Here is an 18430-nt window from a genome sequence, read left to right as displayed (position 1 = left end):
GCCGGCCAGACGCGCCGCGCTCGCGGCTCCCGGCGCCGATCAACCCTGGCGCACGTGGGCGCTCACCCGTTCGGACGCCCGCGCCAGCAGTTCGCGCAGTTCGGCCTCGTCGGAGACCCGATCGAACCGGAACTCCCGGACCTCGCCGGACTCGGCGACGTACACGAGCACGGCGGAGATCCGGCGGGCGTCGACCCCCCGGTAGCGCGAGTACGCGAGCGTGTAGAGCGCGAGTTGGAGCTGTCGTTCCCACGCGGCGTCCTCGCCATCGGGTGCGCGCCCCGTCTTCCAGTCCACGACCTCGAACACGCCGTCCGCCCGCTCGAACACGGCGTCGAGCTTGCACACGAGCGTGTGTCCGCCGAGCGGCACCTCGATGCTTCGCTCCACCTCGACCGGCTTGCGCGATGCCCACGCTGTGCGCTCGAACGCCGCACGGAGCTTCGCGAGCGCCGCCGTGTCGGCGGCCGTTCCCGCGTCGAGGCCGAGCAGCGCGCGGTCGTCGGGATCGACGTCGAGCAGCCCGCCGTCGAGCAGCTCGCCACCGCCACCGCCGCCGAAGTGGTGTTCCACCCACGTGTGGAACATCGTTCCGAGCCTCGTCTGCCGGTACGGCCGCTGCGGCATGGGCCGCCGACGCTCGTCCGCGGTGCGCTCCGGGTCCGTCACGAGATCCTTGAAGTGGCTCGCCGCGATGCGGTGCGGCAGGTCGACCCCCGACGGGTCGCGCGCGGACGCCCGCTCGGCGAGCAACAGGTCCAGCTCGGCCCGCCAGCTCGACACGGCACCACCGGCGGCCGTTCGCGCGTCCTCGGCCGAGTGCGCGGCCCTGGTCGCGACCGCGGGCCGATGCCGTTCGACGGCGTCCGCGAGCGCCCGCACCGCGGCGCCGCCGTCGCGGAAGGGTTCTCGGGGCCACTGCACCCGCTCGACACCGTCGGCACTCGGCGGCTCGTCGGCCACACGCTCGGGCGCGGCACCGACGAGGCCACGGTCACGCAGCTCGTCGAGATAGGGCGACGGGGCGCCGGGACGCTTCCGCGACGGCACCCAATAGCTTCCCGTCAGGAGCAATCTGCTGCGCGCGCGGGTGATGGCGACATAGGCGAGGCGTCGCTCCTCACCGGCCTGCCGCTCGGCGACCTCGTCCTTCAGTCGCTTGAGGTCCTCGACGACCTCCTTCTGCGTCGAGTACCCGTCGAGCGCGAAGCGTGGCAGGTCGGCCGCGTCCGCGCGCAGCGGATACGGCAGCACGCCCTTCCGGACCCAGCCGGTTCCCTCACGCGACGAGGCGGGGAACTCCCCCGCGACACACCGCGGCACGGCGACGAGGTCCCACTCGAGTCCCTTCGCGCCGTGCACGGTCATGAGCTGTACCGTGCCCGGCTCGGGTTCGTCGGTCGACCTCGCGAGGGCGTCGTCGTCCGCGACGAGGTCGAGCCAGTCGAGCAGTGCGCCGAGCCCGGCGTTCGGCTGGGCCGCCTGGAAGCCGACGACCGCGTCGACGAACGCGTCGAGGTCGGTGCGACCGCGCGAGCGTGACGGGTTCGCGGCCGCCTCCAGGTCGAGGCGTGAGCGTGCGATGGCGAATTCGACGAGTTCGACGAGCGGCGCCCCGATGCGTGAACGGACGTCGTCGACGAGCACCGCCGCCTCGACGAGCCGCGTCCGCGCCGTGGCCGAGATCCCCGAGAGGAGCGGGTCGTCGTCGCTCGCGGCGGCCACGTACTCGAGTGCGTCACCGAGCGCCTCGTCGTCGTCCGACGCGACCGATGCACGCGCCGCCGTCCGCACGCTCGCCGAGTAGCGCCGCATGCGCCAATCGAGCGCCGCCAGGCGGCGGGCGAGGGTGTGCAGGGCCGCGACGTCGGCCGGCCCCAGGGCGAACCTCGATCCGACGAGAAGCCGGATCAGCTCCGAGCCGGCCGTCGGATCGGACGCGACCCGCAGCAGTGACGTGAGGTCGACGATCTCCGGCAGCCACATGAGCCCGCCGAGCCCCACGATGCGGCACGGCACGCCACGCGCCGCGAGCGCATCGGCGAACAGCGGCATGAGCCGCCGCACCCGGAACAGGATCGCGCCGCTCGGACGGTCGTCCGAGGCCCGCCCGGCGAACGCGTCCGCGAACCACCCCGCGATCGCCTCGGCCTCCTCGTCGAGCGATTGCGTGAACGTCGCCCGCACCTCGCCCGGCCCGGCGCCCGAGCGGGGCCGGAGCTCCGGGAGCGGCTCGTCGACGGGACCGTCACCACCAGGTCGCTCGATGCCCGCCGCGATCGTGTTCGCGGCGTCGAGTACGGCGACGTCGTTGCGCCAGCTGACCGACAGCGTCAGTCGCGGCGGGACGGGCCCGTCCGGCGCGCCGAAGTCGCTCGGGAACCGTCGCATGTTCCCCGCGCTCGCGCCCCGCCAGCCGTAGATCGACTGTTTCGGATCGCCCACGGCCATGATGCTGTGACCGCGGAACAGGCTCGACAACAGCCCGGTCTGCCCGACGGACGTGTCCTGGTACTCGTCGAGGATCACGTGCGCCGCCCGTCGACGCACCTCCTCGGCGACGGCGGGTGCCCGTTCCACGACCGCGGCCGCCGCCGCGACCTGATCGGCGAACTCGATCACCCCTCGGCGTCGCTTCTCGGCCTCGTAGGACGCGGCGAGCCGGGCGAACGGGCGAAGCGCGCTCATGCGGTCCTGGGCGTCGATGACGTCCCGGTACGGCGTGGGTCGCCCCTTGACCACCCGACCGGGCAGCTCGAGGAATCCGTCGAACGCGTCCGCGACACCGTCGAGGTCGTCGGGTGCGACGCCGTTCTCCCGCATGCCGCGTGCGAGATCGAGCGCCCCACGGACGATCGTCGACACGCTCGAATCGAGCGCCGCCAGCCGATCGTCGTCGCTGCGGAGCACGATGCCGCGCATGAGCGTGAACGCACCGGCGTCGTCGAGGAGCAGCGCGTCCGGCTCCTGTCCCACCACGAGCGCGTTCTCCGTGAACAGCCGGTTCGCGAAGGCGTTGTAGGTCGCGACCTCGGGGAGGTCGACATCGGTGCCGCCGACGAGGCCCGCCTCGCGCAGTCGGCCCACCGCGCGATCCACGCGATCGCGCAACTCGGCAGCGGCCTTGCGGGTGAAGGTCAGCCCCAGGATCGACGCAGGATCGACGCCGTGGCGAGCGATGAGCCAGACGATGCGCTGCACCATCGTCTGCGTCTTGCCGCTCCCGGCGCCCGCGACCACGAGACTCGGCCCGAACGGGGCCTCGATCACCGCCCGCTGCTCGTCGGTAGGGACGATCAGGGGCGAATCGGCCGATGATCTGAGGGCCTCCGCGAGGAGTTCGTGTGTGATCTCGCGTCGCTCGCTCATTCGGTGACCTCCGGCACGATGTGGATGCGGCACGCTGGGCGGCCGCCGAAGCCCGTGAGGCAGTGCTCCTCCGGATCGGCGAGATACGTCGCGCGGTCCAGGGGCGTCGGGCCCGCATCGCCGTCGCGCACCTCGTCGGACGGGTCACCCGGGACGCGCCGTGCGGGCGTCACGTCGGAGGCCCCGATCATGCCGAGTGCGGTCGCCGCCACGCGTTCCCGGAACGCGCGCTCGTCCTCGGCCCCCATGGGCTCCTGGTCCCGTGTCGACCACGACCCCGCCGCGGCCGACACGGCGAGGTACACGAGCGAGGCGCGTTCGATCGGTGGCCCACCGGTCACGGCACCGCCGGGGTCGGCGGGTGGCGCGGGACACGAGGCCGCATCGTGCTCGCGCGCCGGTCCGATCGCGTCGTTCCGGTAGGCGAACTGGTACGAGGCGAGCTGTGCGTCGGTCGCGATCTCGTCCTTCGAGCGCATCGTGCGGCCCGTCTTGAAATCGATGATGACCGTGCCGTCGTCCGCCGTGTGCTCCAGCCGGTCGATCGAACCGGTGAGCCGGACGGTGCAGGCGAGATCGCCCGCGACGACGGGCAGATCGACCTCGAAGCGGCGTTCGACGCCGACGAGTTCGGCGCCGTCCGCGCGGCGCGCGTCGAGGTAGTCGCACAGCGCGCCGACGAATCGCTCGACCTGGCGTTCGAGCTGCACCCGGTGCCACGGGGCCTCGGTCGGGAGCTCGTCGAGTCGCTCACGCGCGTACGCGAGCCGGTCGTCACGCGTCTGGAACTCGAACTCACCGGCCGCGTGGGCGATCGTTCCGAGCGCCATCTGCGTCGAGGTCGTCCGCCCCCCGTGGTGCTGGACGAACCACTCCACGCCGCACCGTTCGAAGGATTCGATCCCCGACGGTGCGACACCGATCACCGGTTCGGCCCCATCGGCGTCCGGCAGCACGAGCCCGGGCGACGTGCGCTCGCGCAGGCCGAACCACTCGGTGGGTGCAGCACCGTCGACACCGTTCTCGGCGAGCTCCGCGAGCAGGGCCGCCGCCTCGTCGCGCCGCTCGGGCTCGCGGACCCCCGTGCGACGCAGCTCCGCGGTGAGCCCGCGCAGCGTGAACGGGCGCCCGAGCGCACTCGACTCGAGCTCCGTCGCGTGCAGACCGCGGAAGAGGGTGGAGGGTTGGGCCTCGTCCCCCTCGACCGCCGTCACGAGGACACGCTCGGATGCGCGCGAGAGCGCCTGGGCGAACATGCGCGTCTCGTCGTCGAGCACCTCCCGGCGCCGATCGACGATCGAACGTTCCGCATCCCGCCCCGTGACGAGGTCGGCGAGGTGCCCGGCCCCGAGCAGGGAATCGCGGATGCGGAGGTTCGGCCAGACGCCGTCCTCGACGCCCGCGATCACCGCCACGCGGAACTGCGATCCGACGGTCGCTGACGGGGTCGCGATCGTCACGGCGTCCTCCTGCCCTCGGCTCGCGAGCGTGTCGGCGACCACGTCGCGGGCGGTCCACTCGTCGAGGAACACGCCCACGGGTGCGTCCGGTGCCCGCTCGACGAATCGCTTCGCGACGTCGAAGAGCGTGACGACGGCATCGAGCTGCGCGCCCGCCCAGCGCGCGTGCTCGCCGTCACCGAGCGCGCGCTCGCGCCACAGCTCGGCGACGTCCGCAGCGGCCCAGACCTCGTAGAGCACTTCGTCGGCTGCAGCGCCCGCGTGGATGCGCCGCGTCGCCTCGCGGAGCGCTCGCCCCAATCGCGTCGCGGCGCGGACCGCGGGGTGGGCGCCGAGGCGACGGTCGGCCGCGAGTCGGGCCATCGATCGGGCCGCGGACGGCGCATCGGGATCGACCGTGACGAGGCCCCCGACCGCGGCGACCGCCTCGACGAGGAGCTCGTCGCCGGTTCGTGAGCCACCGGCGTCGAGCTCCTCGAACCGGAGCGCACGGCGCAGTTGACGGAGCCGGAGCGCGTCGACGCCGAAGAGCGGCGAGCGGAGCACGGACTCGATCACCGCCGCGTCGAGTGCGACGCGTTCGTCGGCGAGCGCCGCGATCTGGACGAGGGCCTGCACGCCGGGATCCTCCCCCGCGGGTGCCGGCCGTGGCGACGAGGTCGGGACGTCGTCCCGTGCGAGCAGACGTTCGAGCCGCGGTACGGCCGCACCGGTGCGCGCGATGACGACCATGTCGCGCCAGGCAATGCCGTCGACGAGGTGTCGTTCCCGTAGGTAGCGGGCGATGGCGGTCGCCTCCTCGACGCGGCTCGACACCCGCAGTCGTTCGACGGAGCCGTGAGGCCCCGATGCATCCGCCGCGGCCGCCCTGTGCCGGCCCTCGCCGCGCACCCCGACCCGACCGACGATCGCCGTGACGGCCTCGCGGATCGCGGTGCCCGAGCGGTGGACGCACGTGAGCAAGGCGCGCGCGGGCGGCGGCGCCGTGCCGCCGCGCCAATCGCTCGCGAGCTCGGCCACGCCACCGCGGAACACGCTCGTCGCGATATCGGGGTCCCCGAACGTCACGACCGTCACACCGCTCGCCTCGAGCGCGACGAGCAGGCGGCGTGCGGCCTCGGTGAGCTCCTGTGCGTCGTCGACCACGACGAGCCGGAGCGAACCGAACGGCCCGCTGCCGCGAGGTGAGTCGTAGAGCACGCTGGCGGCCTCGAGCAGAAGACCCGGAGCATCGAGCGCCGACTCGCGCTGCCACGAGAGCGCCTCGACGACCTCGGCCACGACGCGGGCCGCTCCCCGCCACGCCGGGCGGTGCGACGAGAGCGCGGCGAGCTCCTCGGGCGTGACATCGAACTCGCTCATCGTCGCCATCAGGTCGCGCAGCTCCGAGCGGAACCCGCGAAGCGCGCGGACGTCGGCCGTGATCGTGTCGTCCCAGTCGCCGGCACCGCGCTCCGTGTCGCCCGCGATGATGTCGCGCAGGACGGCGTCCTGATCGGCGCCCGTCACGAGAGTCGGGGGCTCGTCGCCCGATCGGGCGCGATCGGCTCGCACGACCTCGAAGGCGAACGACTGCGGCGTGCGGGCGAGCGCTCCCGCCGTCGCGACCCCGACGCGGGACGCCAGCCGGTCACGCATGACGGTGGCGGCACGCCGCCCGGGGACGAGGGCGAGGACGGCGTCGGGCGACATGCCCTCGGCGATGCGGTGTGCCACGAGCTCCACGAGCGTCGTGCTCTTGCCGCTCCCGGGCGCCCCGACGACCGCGAGCGATTCGTCGGCGGGCGCGTCGAGAACGGCGCGCTGCGACGGGTCGAGCGGGATCGTTCCCCCGCTCCCGCCGTGGTCGGGGGCTCGCGTGTCGTCGTGCACGCCGTCCACGCTAGTCGCCGCCTGGGACATCGCCGCGGAGCCCCGGCACGGCCTGTTCGCCGCGGGCGTGTCCGGGAGGTCGGCGTCGACCCCGGCGGACGGCTACGCTTGACCACGCACGACCGCACACGACGGAAGGGTTGTCCGTGGAACTCCGCATCGGCATCCAGCACTCGCCCCGCGAGCTCAGCATCGAGACCAAGGAGGCCTCCAGCGAGGTCGAGAAGCGCGTCCAGGACGCCCTCGCCTCGGGCGCGACGACGCTCCGCTTCGTCGACGACAAGGAACGGGTCTACCTCGTGCAGACCGCGAGCCTGCTCTACGTTGAGATCAGCCCGGAAGAGCCGCGCCGCATCGGCTTCATCGGCTAGCGCGCATGGAGCTCATGTTCGCCGGACTGTTCGGCATCGTCATCGGCCTCGCGGCCCGCTACACGGGACGGCACCGGGAGCGTTCCGGCGCGGTCCTCGTGCCCGCCGTCGGCGGCATCACGGCCCTCCTCGTGTGGGAGGGGCTCACGTGGCTCTCGGTCTCGCCCGGCATGGAGTGGCTCGCATACGACGCCGGTTGGATCTGGTGGATCACCCTGGGTGTGACCGTCCTCGTGACGTTCCTGCTCGCGCTGTCGATCGGCACGAACCGGAAGCGGGACGACGACGAGCTCCTCGACCGCCTGAGCCACCTCGGTCGCGCGGCCGTCTGACCAGCCGACCCGCATCCGACGCGGACGACCGTCCCACGACGGTCGGCCGTTTCGTTCGTCGTCGGGCCACATCGTCGTTCGGGCCGAACCGTCGTTCGGGCCACGCCGTCACGTGCGTCCCGCCGACCGGCGAACGCGTGTGTGCTCAGGCCGCGAGGCCCAGCGCGTTCATCCGGCGGGAGTGCTCCGCGGTGAGCTCGGAGACGATCACGTCGAGCGCGTCGTCCGCCGCCTCGTCGTGCACGTCGGCGAGCCCGACCACCCGACGGCACGCGAGCAGCGCGTCCCCGACGAGCCGCCGCCCCCACATCGCGAGACGATCGCCCGAGCCGTGGTTCGCCTCGATCGCGGTGACGAGGATCTCGTGCAGCGCCTGCTGGCTCTCCTCGTCGTCGATCGTGGGTGCGAGCGCGGTGCGGTCCGCCTCGTCGAGGAGCGGCAGGACGGCCTCGTAGAAGTCGTGCAGGATGCCGCTCGTCAGGAACACCGTCAGGATGCGCTCGTTCCAGTCGCGCCCCACGACGCGCGTCGCGAACGCGTCGACCTCCGCGGCGATGCGCTTCATCTGCGCGCTCGGGTCGAGCCCCGCGGACTCGAGGTACGCACACGCGAGTTCGTGCCGCTCGAGCGCGAGCCCCGCCGAACGACCGAGCGCCTGCTTGTCGGCAAGCGCGGGAGCCTCGGTCACGAGCGCCGAGAGCTCCTGGAACTGCAGGAGCTGCAGGTAGGCGATGCGGGCGGCGACGCCGGCCGCAGCGGGCAGGCGATCGGCAAGAGGCGAGGCGTCGGTCACCAGATCATCCTACGCACGCGAAAGCGTCGGGCCGATGTCACGTTCGAGCGAGGCGAGGAAGGGTCACGAACGGCTCGTGAGTACACTGGAGCGACGGATGCACAACGGATGCATCCACGCGCCCTCGAAACGGACCGGGCGTGACCCACCACATCGACGGGCGTACACCACTTGACTTTCACCGAACTCGGCGTCGACGCCGACCTCGTCCAGGCTCTCGCGGAACAGGGCATCATCGAGCCCTTCCCGATCCAGGAGCAGACCATCCCGCTCGCGACGAGCGGCCAGGACATCATCGGCCAGGCGAAGACCGGCACGGGCAAGACCTTCGGCTTCGGGCTGCCGCTCCTGCAGCGGCTCGGCCCCGATCCGGCGCCCGGCGTGCAGGCGCTCGTCGTCGTGCCGACGCGTGAACTCGCCGTCCAGGTCTTCGAGGACCTCGAACTCGCCGCCCGCAACCGTCCCACGAAGGTCGTCCCGATCTACGGCGGCAAGGCGTACGAGGGGCAGATCGAGCAGCTGAAGGACGGCGCACAGGTCGTCGTCGGCACGCCCGGCCGCCTCCTCGACCTCGCCCAGCAGCGCGTCCTCTCCCTCGCGAACGTGCGCGAAATGGTGCTCGACGAGGCCGACAAGATGCTCGACCTCGGCTTCCTGCCCGACATCGAGCGACTGTTCGCCCAGACGCCCGCGACGCGGCACACGATGCTCTTCTCGGCCACCATGCCGGACCAGATCATCACCCTCGGGCGTCGGTTCATGACGCGCCCCATCCACATCCGCGCGCAGGACCCCGACGAGGGCATCACGCAGGCGAACATCCGCCACGTCATCTACCGGGCGCACGCGCTCGACAAGGACGAGGTCATCTCGCGCATCCTGCAGGCGGAGGGCCGCGGCAAGACCGTCATCTTCACGCGCACGAAGCGTGCCGCGGCGAAGCTCGTCGAGGAGCTCGGCGACCGCGGCTTCAAGGCGGCCGCGGTGCACGGCGACCTCAACCAGGAGCAGCGCGAGCGCGCGATGGCCGCGTTCAAGGCCGGCAAGAAGGACGTCCTCATCGCGACGGACGTCGCCGCGCGCGGCATCGACGTCGACGACGTGACGCACGTCATCAACCACACGATCCCCGAGGACGAGAAGGCCTACCTGCACCGTGTCGGCCGCACGGGCCGCGCGGGTCACACGGGCATCGCCGTCACGTTCGTCGACTGGGACGACATGACGAAGTGGGGCCTCATCTCGCGAGCGCTCGAGCTCGGTCAGGACGAGCCGGTCGAGACGTACTCGTCGTCACCGCACCTCTACACCGATCTCGACATCCCCGAGGGCACGAAGGGCCGCCTGCCCGGTGCGGGCCGCGAGAGCGCGTCGCGCAATGCGGCGGGCCGTGACCGCGGTGGGCGTGGCGAGCGAACCGGTCGTGGCGAGCGTTCGGAGCGCGGCGGTTCGTCGGCGCGCGGCGAGGGTTCGGGCCGGCGCTCGCGGACGCGACGCGGCGGGGCCGACGACGCGACGCACGAGGCCGCCGAGGCACCGACCGCCGAGGGGGCATCCACGTCGGGCGATGCACCGACCGAGGCCGCGGGCGACGCGGCGAACCGTCCGCCCCGGCGGCGGCGTCGCCGCCGCCGTCCCGCGGGCGGCGAGGGAAGCCAGGCGCCCGCCGCGAGCAGCGCCCCGCAGGACTGACCACCACACGCGACAGCGCACGAAAAAAGCCGGGTTGTTCCTACCGGGCCCGGGGCCCGGTAGCAACAACCCGGCTTTTTTCGCGTGCGCGGCACCGTCGAGCGCGACGAGCGGATCGGGTCGCGGACAGGTCGCGGTCGGGTCGCGGAAGGGTCAGGACGTGCTCGTCGCCGGGACCACGTCGCTGCCCGTGCCCGCCGCGATGATGCGGTCGAGCATCTCGGGGCTCGTCGTGTGCTCCCCCAGCCGGTTCGGCTTGCCGCTGCCGTGGTAGTCGCTCGAGCCCGTCACGATGAGGTCGTATCGCCTGGCGTAGTGGCGCAGGGTCGCGCGCCCCTGCTCGTCGTTCTCGCGGTGTCCGATCTCGAGCCCCAGCAGCCCCGCGTCCACGAGCGCCGCGATCCGCTCCCCCGCCATCACGGCCCGGCCGCGTGTCGCCGGATGGGCGAGGACGGGCACGCCGCCGGCCCCGCGGATGAGCCGCACGACGCGCTCCGGATCGGGCGCGTGGTGCGGCTGGTAGTACCCGCCGCGCCAGTGCAGCACGGTACGGAACGCCTCGTCGCGATCCGCCACGATCCCTTTGCGCACGAGGGCGTCGGCGATGTGGGGGCGCCCGACCGTCGCTCCCTCGTCCGTCGCGTCGAGCACGTCGCGCCACGTGAGGTCGTAGTCCGCGCCGATGCGCTCGACCATACGCTCCGCCCTGGTCACGCGAGACGTACGCACCGCGTCCGTCTCGGCCCGCAGCGCCGGCTCATCGGGATCGACGAGATAGCCGAGCACGTGCACGCTCGCGTACGCGAGCTGCGAAGAGAACTCGATGCCGGGGACGAAGGCGAGCCCGAGCGTGCGGGCCTCGGCCGCCGCCTCCCCCCAGCCGGCTGCCGTGTCGTGATCGGTGAGCGCGAGCGTCCCGAGGCCCGCACGGGCGGCCTGGCGGACGACCTCCGCGGGCGACTCCGTCCCGTCCGACGCCCAGGAGTGCGTGTGGAGGTCGATGGGCAGCGCGGGGTCGAAGGGACGATCGGCAGGCATGTCCGCATCCTATTCGGACGCCGTCGTGCGAGGACGTCCCGGCCGGGCGCCGCGGTGGAGGGCTCGCCCACGCGACGCGCCTCGGGCCCCCGCCAGGAACCCGCCGTGCGGTGCCGGTAGCCTTTCACGGTCATGTCGAAGTCCGCACAGTCCAAGCGTCGCTCCGACCGCGTCGGAACACAGCGAACGGTCGGCGCGCTCCTCGCCGTCGTGACGGCCGCCGCGGCACTCGTCGTCGGCTGGCCGCAGCTCATCGGACTCGAGCGGGCCCTGTTCGTCGCGCAGGCCGTCTCCTTCCGGGTTCCCGTCATCATCGGTTCGGTCGCGCTGCTCCTCGTCGTGCTCCTCGTCATGGCCGGATCGCGGGGCGCTCGCCGGGTCCTCGCGGGGACCGCCGTCGTGCTCGCCGTGCTCATCGTCTCGACGGGCACGCTCGTGGCGTCGAGGGGGCTCGGCGCCCCGAACATCCCCGCCGAGCACGCCGACGAGGACATCCGCGTGCTGTCGTGGAACACGCGCGGCGACGAGCCCGGTTCGCCGACGATCGCGAACCTCGCGCTCTCCCTCGATGCCGACGTGGTCGTCCTCCCCGAGACGACCGAGGGTATGGGCGTCGAGATCGCGACGCTCATGGCCGAGGCCGGGCGGCCGATGTGGGTGCACACGCGCACGATCGACGAGGAGTACAAGGCGACCGCGACGACCCTCCTCATCTCGCCGGAGCTCGGCGACTACGTCGTCGTGACGGACGAGGGCGACACGTCGACGCTGCCGACCGTCATCGCGCGTCCGATCGGTGACGGACCGACGATCATCGCGGCCCACCCGGTCTCGCCGACGCCCGCGAACATGGACGATTGGCGAAGCGATCTCGAGTGGCTGGCCGGCACGTGCACGGGCTCCACGATCGTCGCGGGCGACTTCAATGCGACCGTCGACCACCTGACGGGTCTCGGTGCCGAGGGCGACGCCGACTTCACCCCGGTGCTCGGCGAATGCGCCGACGCCGCCCTCGCGACCGGGAACGGGTCGGTCGGCACCTGGACCGCGGGCGTTCCCCCGGTCATCGGAACGCAGATCGATCACGTCATGGCGACGCGGGACTGGGCCGTGACGGGCTTCGAGGTCATCACGGACCACGATCGCGCGGGGAGCGACCACCGTCCGGTGTTCGCCCAGCTGTCGCGGGTGTGAGTCGGGGGCGCTCACGGCGTCGCGTCACCTGAGCGCACGAGGGTCCGGCGGTGGGAGGATGTCGGTATGACGAATTCCGCGGATGCGACCACGCAGCAGGAGTCGACGGAGAACCGCTCCACGACCCCGTCGAATCCGGCGTTCCGGGAGCGCATTTCGCAGGGCTGGGCCCCGCACACCGAGGTCCTGCCTGCGGAGCGCTCCGCGGCGGCATGGGCGCGGGCGCGTCGGGACCGGGTCTCGGCGCAGTACCCGGGTGTTCGCGTGATCGTTCCCGCGGGCGTGCTCAAGCAGCGTTCGAACGACACGGACTACCCGTTCCGCGCACACAGTGCCTTCGCGCACCTCACGGGATGGGGCGCCGATGCGGAGCCCGGCGCCGTCCTCGTCCTCGAGCCCACGCGCGACGGGCACGAGGCGATCGTGTACTTCCGTGAGCGGGCCGGGCGCGACAGCGACGAGTTCTACGCGAACCCCGAGATCGGCGAGTTCTGGATCGGTCCGCGACCGTCCCTCGAGCACGTCGCGGCCGACCTCGGCGTCGAGACGCGACACCTCGACGAGTTCGGCGTCGCACCCGGCGCCGCACCCGTCGCCCTCGTCCGCGAGGCCGACCCGGGACTCACCTCGCGCGTCGATGCGGCGCGGCTCGTGGCCCCCACCGACGACGACGGTTCACGTGACGCGCGTCTCGCGCGCGACGTGAGCGAGCTGCGCCTCGTGAAGGACGCGTTCGAGATCGACGAGATGCGCGCCGCCGTCGCCGCGACGGCCCGCGGTTTCGAGGACATCATCCGCGAGCTCGGTACCGCGAGCGCGCACCCGCGCGGCGAGCGCGTCGTCGAGGGGGCCTTCCACGGTCGTGCCCGCCTGGAGGGCAACGAGGTCGGCTACGAGACGATCGCCGCATCCGGCGCGCACGCGTGCATCCTCCACTGGACCCGCAACGACGGGCCGGTTCGCAACGGCGATCTGCTGCTCGTGGACGCCGGTGTCGAGCTCGACTCGCTGTACACGGCGGACATCACACGGACGTTGCCCGTCTCGGGGACGTTCACGGCGCAGCAACGGCTCGTGTACGAGACGGTCCGCGAGGCCGCTGACGCGGCGTTCGCGATCGTGCGGCCCGGGGTCACGTTCCGGACGATCCACGAGACGGCGATGACGGTCATCGCGCGGCGCACCGCGGAATGGGGGCTGCTCGGCGTGAGTGCGGACGAGGCGCTCGCGCCGGAGGGCCAGCACCACCGGCGGTACATGGTGCACGGCACGAGTCACCACCTCGGGCTCGACGTGCACGATTGTGCCGCCGCGCGACGCGACCTCTATCTTGACGGCGTGCTCGAAGAGGGCATGGTGTTCACGATCGAGCCGGGCCTCTACTTCCAGCCGGACGATCTCACGGTTCCCGCCGAACTGCGCGGAATCGGCGTGCGCATCGAGGACGACGTGCTCGTGACCGCGAGCGGTGTGGAGAACCTCTCCGCGGGAATCCCGCGCACCGCGGACGAGGTCGAGTCGTGGATGCGCGCGGTCCGGCAGGGCGGGTCGGACGCCCCGCAGGCCCGCGGATGACGACGGGCGGGGACGCCTCCGAGCACCGCGACGACGACACCGAGGCGGAGCGGGTCCGGGAGGTCTCCCTCGATCGACTCGCCGCGTTCAGCGACGCCGTGGTCGCGATCGCGATCACCCTCATCGCGTTGCCGATCGTCGACCATGCCATGGATGCACCGAGCGCGATCGAGTTCCTGACCGAGGACGCGGGTGCGCTCGTCGCGGCCGGCCTCTCGTTCCTCGTCGTGGCCCTGCTGTGGCGTGCGCACCACGTCGTGTTCATCGCAGCGCACGGGTACACCAAGCGCGTGTTCCAGATGGAGGTGCTCTGGCTCGCGACGATCGTCGCGATCCCCGTGACCACCGTGCTCAGCGTCGCCGAGGGCTCGAACGACCGCCTCGGGCTCGGCCTCTACGTCGGGAGCATGGCGCTCGCGAGCATTCTCGTGCGCATCCAGTCGATGCTGCTCGAACGCGCCGGACTCGCGCCACGGGCGTCGGGGCCGTGGAGTGAACGCTGGCTCGGCGCGTTCCTGTTCATGATCGTCCTCGTCCTCGTCGTCGCGTTCCCCGGGGTCGGGGCGTGGTGGCTCCTCGTCCTCGCGCTCGAACCGCTCCTGCGGCGCATCATGCGCGCGCTCCGCGGGGGTGCCCGCGCCTGACGGCGCTCGGGCGCTCTGGTGCTTCGCCCGCATCGCCCCGGTTCGTCGGGTGTCGACCGCGGGGATCACCTGCTGTCGGGTGCCTGCGGCGCGGGCGGGGCGGCCCGCCCGGCGGTTCGGCGCCCGCGCGGCGCGGTCGTCACGAGGACGCCCGCGGTGACGACGAGGGCGAGTCCGAGCATCTCCGCCGGCCCGAGCACCTGCCCGAGCACGAGCCAGCCCGCCAGCGCCGCGAACGCCGGATTGATGCTCATGAGCGTACCGAACACTTCCGCCGGCACACGACGCAGCGCGAACAGGTCGATCGCGAACGGCAGCGCCGACGACAGCAGGCCGCACGCGAGGGCCAGCACGACGGCGGCGAGTGTCGGCGGATGGAACCAGAACCAGGCGAGCGCGGGGAGGAGCCACGCGACGGCGGAGCAGCTCGCCGCGGCGGAGGCGGCGCGGAGGCCGGTCAGCCGCTTGCCGAGTGAGCGGTTGAGGAGGATGTAGGACGCCCACGCCGCGGCGGAGCACAGCCCGATGGCGATGCCGAGGACGTCGGTCGTCGGGCCCGGCTGCGCGAGCACGACCACGCCGGTCCCCGCCGCGGCCGCCCCGACGACGTCGAGGACGCGTCGCGAGGACGCGATCGCGACGGCGAGCGGGCCGAGGAACTCGAGGGTGACCGCGAGGCCCAGCCGAGGCGATCGATCGCCGTGTACGGCGTCAGGTTCATCGTGCCGAACGTCAGTGCGAGTGCGACGACGAGCCACCACGCCGTGCGATCGAGGTCCCGGAATCGGGGCCGGGCGACCGCGACGAGCGCCGCGGCGGCGACGAGTTGTCGGATCGCCACGACGCCGACCGCGCCGATGGCGGGAAACGCGAGTGCGCCGAGCGCGGCACCCGTCTGGTTGCCGATCGCGGAGCCGACGAGTGCGGCGACACCCGTCCCGAGACGTCGTCCGTCGGTGGCCGAAACCGTGATCGAACCGGTGGACGCGGCATCGGATCCCGGGTGCGGCGAGGTGGTCATGTCGTCATCCCGAGCCCTGTCACGCCATTCCGGAAATGCACACGACACGCATGCCATACGCTTCGGACATGGAACTCGACCTCGGCGATCTGCTCGCCCTCGTCGCCGCGACCGACACGGGTTCGTTCACCGATGCGGCGAGCGCGCTCGGTCTCTCGCAGGCAGCGGTCTCCCGACGCATCGCACGACTCGAGGCGCGAGCCGGCGGACGCCTGATGCGACGGGGGCGGCACGGCTGCGAACCGACGGCACTGGGCCAGCGAGCGCTCCCCCATGCACGACGCATCCTGTCGGACGCCGCTCGCTTCGCGGATGCGATCCGAGGCGCCACGGACACCCGGCGCGCGGGCTACGCATGGGCCGCCCTCGGTCCGACACGACCCCGCTCCAGCGGGAGTGGGCCGCAGCCGAACCCGAGGTCGAACTCCGGTTCGTGCGCTGGAACTCACCCACTGCCGGCCTCGCGGAGGGCCGCTGCGACGTGGCGGTCGTGCGCCGCCCGCTCGACGACGACCGGTTCCGCTCGGTCGTCGTCGGTCTCGAACGTCGCGTCGTCGCGTTCGCCGCCGACGACCCGCAGTGGCGAACCCGACGCTCACTGCGGATGGCCGAGGTCTCGACACGGCCCGTCCTCGTCGACCCCATCGCGGGCACGACGGTTCCCGAACTGTGGCCCGAGAACAGTCGACCGGCGCGCACGGTCGAGACCGGCGACGCCGAGGAGTGGCTCGACACGATCGCGGTCGGCAGCGCGGTCGGCACGAGTTCCGAGGCGACCGCGGTCCACAATCCGCGACCCGACGTGCTCTACCGGCCGCTCGCGGACGGGCCACCGATCACGGTGCGCCTCGTCTGGTGGCGGGACGACCCGCCGCCGATGCTCGCCCGACTCGTCGAGCGGGTCGCGGACCGCTACCGCTGAGATCCGCGCGCGGGATCACTCCCCGCGGGCGTTACGCCGCAACTCGTCCTGCGCCTCACCGTAGGTCCGGGGTTTCGGTGCGTCCGCCGGCGGCGCGGCCGGTGCCTGCGCGGGGTCCGCCGGATCGTTCCGCACGCCGTTCGCCGGGTCGTCCTGCGCGACCGCCGAGGGGCCCGGCCCCTCGACGTGCGACGGCCTCGCCGCGGTGGCGATGCCCGCCGCGCGCAGCGTCTCGCGAGCCGAGGCGGCGGCCTCGGGCGCGACGATCACGTCGTAGTGCGTGGCGGCGACCTGCATGGTCGAAGTGAACTCGCGGCGGCGCCGATTGAGCGAGTAGCCGAGCACGTTCCACAGCACGCTGAAACCGATCGCCATGAGGACGACCGAAACGAGCGTCGGGAGCTGTGCGTCGGGGGTGAGGATGAGCACGAACAGGCCGACGAAGACACCGAGCATGAGCCCCGAGAGGAGGCCGGCCAGTGCCGCGCGCCCGACGTTCATGCGGCCCGTGACGCGTTCGACGGTCCGCAGACCGCTCCCGACGATGGAGACCTGCCCGGCGGAGAACTCCGCCTGGACGAGCCGGTCGACGACGGCGCGCGCCTCCTCGTACCGTTCGACGGAGGCCACCACCTCGCCGCGAGGGACGGCGGGCGAACCGCCGGCGGCCGAGGGAGCCTGGTTGGACCACATGGGTCCATTCTTCCACGCAGCCCGCTCGTGGGCCTGTGCCCCGGGCGAGCGTCGCACCCGGGACGGACCGGCGGGCCGACTAGCATGTGCACGTGAGCGTCTCCAAGGTCTTCGTGGCTCGCCTGGCCAACTGTCCCGTCTTCGATCCCGACGGGGATCGCATCGGTCGACTGCGCGACGTCATCGTGCTGTACCGCGCCACGAAACCCCCGGTCGTGAACGGACTCTACGTCGAGCTGCAGTCCAAGCGCGCCGTGTTCATCCCAATCGCGCAGCTCGACTCGATCGGGCACGGACAGATCATCGTGTCCGGTGAGATCGATCAGCGCACCTTCCAGCAGCGCGGCGGCGAGGTTCGTGTCCTCGCCGACCTCCTCGACCGACAGGTCACGTTCCGCGACGGCAGCGGCACGGGCACCATCGAGGACGTCGCGATCGAGCAGGACGATGCGGGCGTCTGGGAGGTCGGGCAGCTGTTCGTGCGGCTGCCGCGCGTCGGGCGCAGCCTGTTCGGCAAGGCCCCGACGCGCTACGTCGAGTGGAACGAGATCGTCGAGCAGTCCGATCTGGAGGAGGACGCGAACTCGGCGACGCGCTTCATCGCCTCGACGTCCGAGCTCAAGCCCTCCGACCTCGCGTCGACGCTCCTCGAACTCCCCGAGGAACGCATGTTCGAGGTCGTGACGGAACTCAACGACGACCGCCTCGCCGACGTGCTGGAGGAGATGCACGAGGACGACCAGGTGCGCATCATCGAGCACCTCGACCTCGAGCACGCGGCCGACATCCTCGACCACATGCGCCCCGACGACGCCGCCGACCTCGTCGCGAAGTTCGGCTCCGAGAAGGGCGAGGCGCTGCTCACGCGCATGGAGCCCGAGGAGGCGGACGACGTCCGCATGCTGCTCGAGTTCGCCCCGGACACGGCGGGTGGTCTCATGACGACCGACCCGATCATCCTGGGTGGTGACGCGACCGTCGCCGAGGCGCTCGTGCTCATCCGTCGCAAGGAGGTGTCGGCCGCGCTCGCGACGAGCGTGTTCGTGACTCTCTCCCCCTACGAGCCGCCGACGGGACGCTATCTCGGGCTCATCCACTTCCAGCGACTCCTGCGCTACCCGCCGCACGAGCGGCTCTCCACGATCCTCGACACGGAGCTCGAGGCCGTCACGACGACGACGCGCGACGTCGAGGTGGCGCGCGTGCTCGCGAGCTACGACCTCATCGCCCTGCCCGTCATCGACGCCGAGCACCGCCTCGTCGGCGTCATCACGATCGACGACGTGCTCGACCACATCCTCCCCGACGACTGGCGATCGACCGACTCGGAGGGCGAGGTCGTGCCGAGCCGCGTCACCCAGCGCCTCGAACAGAAGAAGGCCGTCGCGACCCCACCGACCCGCACGCCGATGAGGTGGACTCGTGGCCGCTGAGGATCGCGACGACGAGCTCGC

The 18430-nt window shown here is 72.3% G+C and carries 14 protein-coding genes and 1 pseudogene; 9 read left to right on the top strand and 6 right to left on the bottom strand.

The features are described 5' to 3' along the window. Positions 1-39 precede the first annotated feature (39 nt). Together HNR16_RS04450 and HNR16_RS04445 are read right to left on the bottom strand one after the other, a co-directional pair. Positions 40-3369: an ATP-dependent DNA helicase gene (locus HNR16_RS04450; protein WP_158041318.1), complete on the bottom strand. Its 3330-nt coding sequence runs from the start codon at positions 3367-3369 to the stop codon at positions 40-42. Beyond that, a complete protein-coding gene (locus HNR16_RS04445) occupies positions 3366-6701 on the bottom strand; it encodes an ATP-dependent DNA helicase (RefSeq protein ID WP_179558095.1) in 3336 nt (1111 codons plus the stop codon). Before HNR16_RS04445 ends, HNR16_RS04450 begins: the two co-directional genes overlap by 4 nt. 146 nt (positions 6702-6847) lie before the next feature. On the opposite strand from HNR16_RS04445, the gene HNR16_RS04440 reads away from it, so the two are divergent. Together HNR16_RS04440 and HNR16_RS04435 are read left to right on the top strand one after the other, a co-directional pair. Continuing rightward, a complete protein-coding gene (locus HNR16_RS04440; protein WP_158041322.1) occupies positions 6848-7072 on the top strand; it encodes a DUF3107 domain-containing protein in 225 nt (74 codons plus the stop codon). Positions 7073-7077: 5 nt separating this feature from the next. Continuing rightward, a complete protein-coding gene (locus HNR16_RS04435; RefSeq protein ID WP_158041324.1) occupies positions 7078-7404 on the top strand; it encodes a hypothetical protein in 327 nt (108 codons plus the stop codon). 145 nt (positions 7405-7549) lie between these two features. Here the strand turns inward: HNR16_RS04435 and HNR16_RS04430 are convergent, their stop codons facing one another. Next, positions 7550-8197 carry a ferritin-like fold-containing protein gene (locus tag HNR16_RS04430; RefSeq protein WP_179558094.1) on the bottom strand — a complete coding sequence of 216 codons (648 nt, stop codon included), beginning with the start codon at positions 8195-8197 and terminating at the stop codon, positions 7550-7552. Positions 8198-8368: 171 nt separating this feature from the next. Between HNR16_RS04430 and HNR16_RS04425 the strand changes: the two genes are divergently transcribed. After that, positions 8369-9889 carry a DEAD/DEAH box helicase gene (locus HNR16_RS04425; protein ID WP_158041328.1) on the top strand — a complete coding sequence of 507 codons (1521 nt, stop codon included), beginning with the start codon at positions 8369-8371 and terminating at the stop codon, positions 9887-9889. 153 nt (positions 9890-10042) lie between these two features. Here the strand turns inward: HNR16_RS04425 and HNR16_RS04420 are convergent, their stop codons facing one another. Further along, positions 10043-10927, bottom strand: coding sequence for a PHP domain-containing protein (locus tag HNR16_RS04420; RefSeq protein ID WP_158041330.1), 885 nt, complete (start codon positions 10925-10927; stop codon positions 10043-10045). Between the two features lie 132 nt (positions 10928-11059). Between HNR16_RS04420 and HNR16_RS04415 the strand changes: the two genes are divergently transcribed. The 3 genes from HNR16_RS04415 to HNR16_RS04405 all read left to right on the top strand — a co-directional run bounded on the left by HNR16_RS04415 (position 11060) and on the right by HNR16_RS04405 (position 14340). After that, on the top strand, positions 11060-12121 hold the full coding sequence (locus HNR16_RS04415) for an endonuclease/exonuclease/phosphatase family protein (RefSeq protein ID WP_158041332.1): 1062 nt from the start codon (positions 11060-11062) through the stop codon (positions 12119-12121). Between the two features lie 66 nt (positions 12122-12187). Then, positions 12188-13696, top strand: coding sequence for an aminopeptidase P family protein (locus tag HNR16_RS04410; RefSeq protein WP_158041334.1), 1509 nt, complete (start codon positions 12188-12190; stop codon positions 13694-13696). After that, entirely contained in the window at positions 13693-14340 is a 648-nt protein-coding gene (locus tag HNR16_RS04405; protein ID WP_158041336.1) for a TMEM175 family protein, read from the top strand. The genes HNR16_RS04410 and HNR16_RS04405 overlap by 4 nt, the downstream gene beginning before the upstream one ends. A 65-nt stretch (positions 14341-14405) precedes the next feature. Here HNR16_RS04405 and HNR16_RS18115 read toward each other — a convergent pair whose 3' ends face one another. Next, entirely contained in the window at positions 14406-15098 is a 693-nt protein-coding gene (locus HNR16_RS18115; protein ID WP_225737917.1) for an EamA family transporter, read from the bottom strand. Between the two features lie 298 nt (positions 15099-15396). Here HNR16_RS18115 and HNR16_RS18980 point away from each other — a divergent pair. Beyond that, a pseudogene (locus HNR16_RS18980) lies at positions 15397-15609 on the top strand (helix-turn-helix domain-containing protein); the annotation flags it as partial. Between the two features lie 107 nt (positions 15610-15716). Then, on the top strand, positions 15717-16283 hold the full coding sequence (locus HNR16_RS04395; protein ID WP_218868377.1) for a LysR substrate-binding domain-containing protein: 567 nt from the start codon (positions 15717-15719) through the stop codon (positions 16281-16283). 15 nt (positions 16284-16298) lie between these two features. Here HNR16_RS04395 and HNR16_RS04390 read toward each other — a convergent pair whose 3' ends face one another. Continuing rightward, on the bottom strand, positions 16299-16976 hold the full coding sequence (locus HNR16_RS04390) for a YflT domain-containing protein (RefSeq protein ID WP_158041338.1): 678 nt from the start codon (positions 16974-16976) through the stop codon (positions 16299-16301). Between the two features lie 92 nt (positions 16977-17068). Here HNR16_RS04390 and HNR16_RS04385 point away from each other — a divergent pair, with 92 nt between their 5' ends. Further along, positions 17069-18409: a magnesium transporter MgtE N-terminal domain-containing protein gene (locus tag HNR16_RS04385; RefSeq protein ID WP_158041339.1), complete on the top strand. Its 1341-nt coding sequence runs from the start codon at positions 17069-17071 to the stop codon at positions 18407-18409. Positions 18410-18430: the final 21 nt, after the last annotated feature.

The sequence above is a fragment of the Pseudoclavibacter chungangensis genome (assembly GCF_013410545.1).
GTDB classification, from domain to species: domain Bacteria; phylum Actinomycetota; class Actinomycetes; order Actinomycetales; family Microbacteriaceae; genus Pseudoclavibacter; species Pseudoclavibacter chungangensis.
The sequence above is the reverse complement of the archived record's forward strand: the minus strand, read 5'-3'. Positions and strand labels throughout refer to the sequence as shown.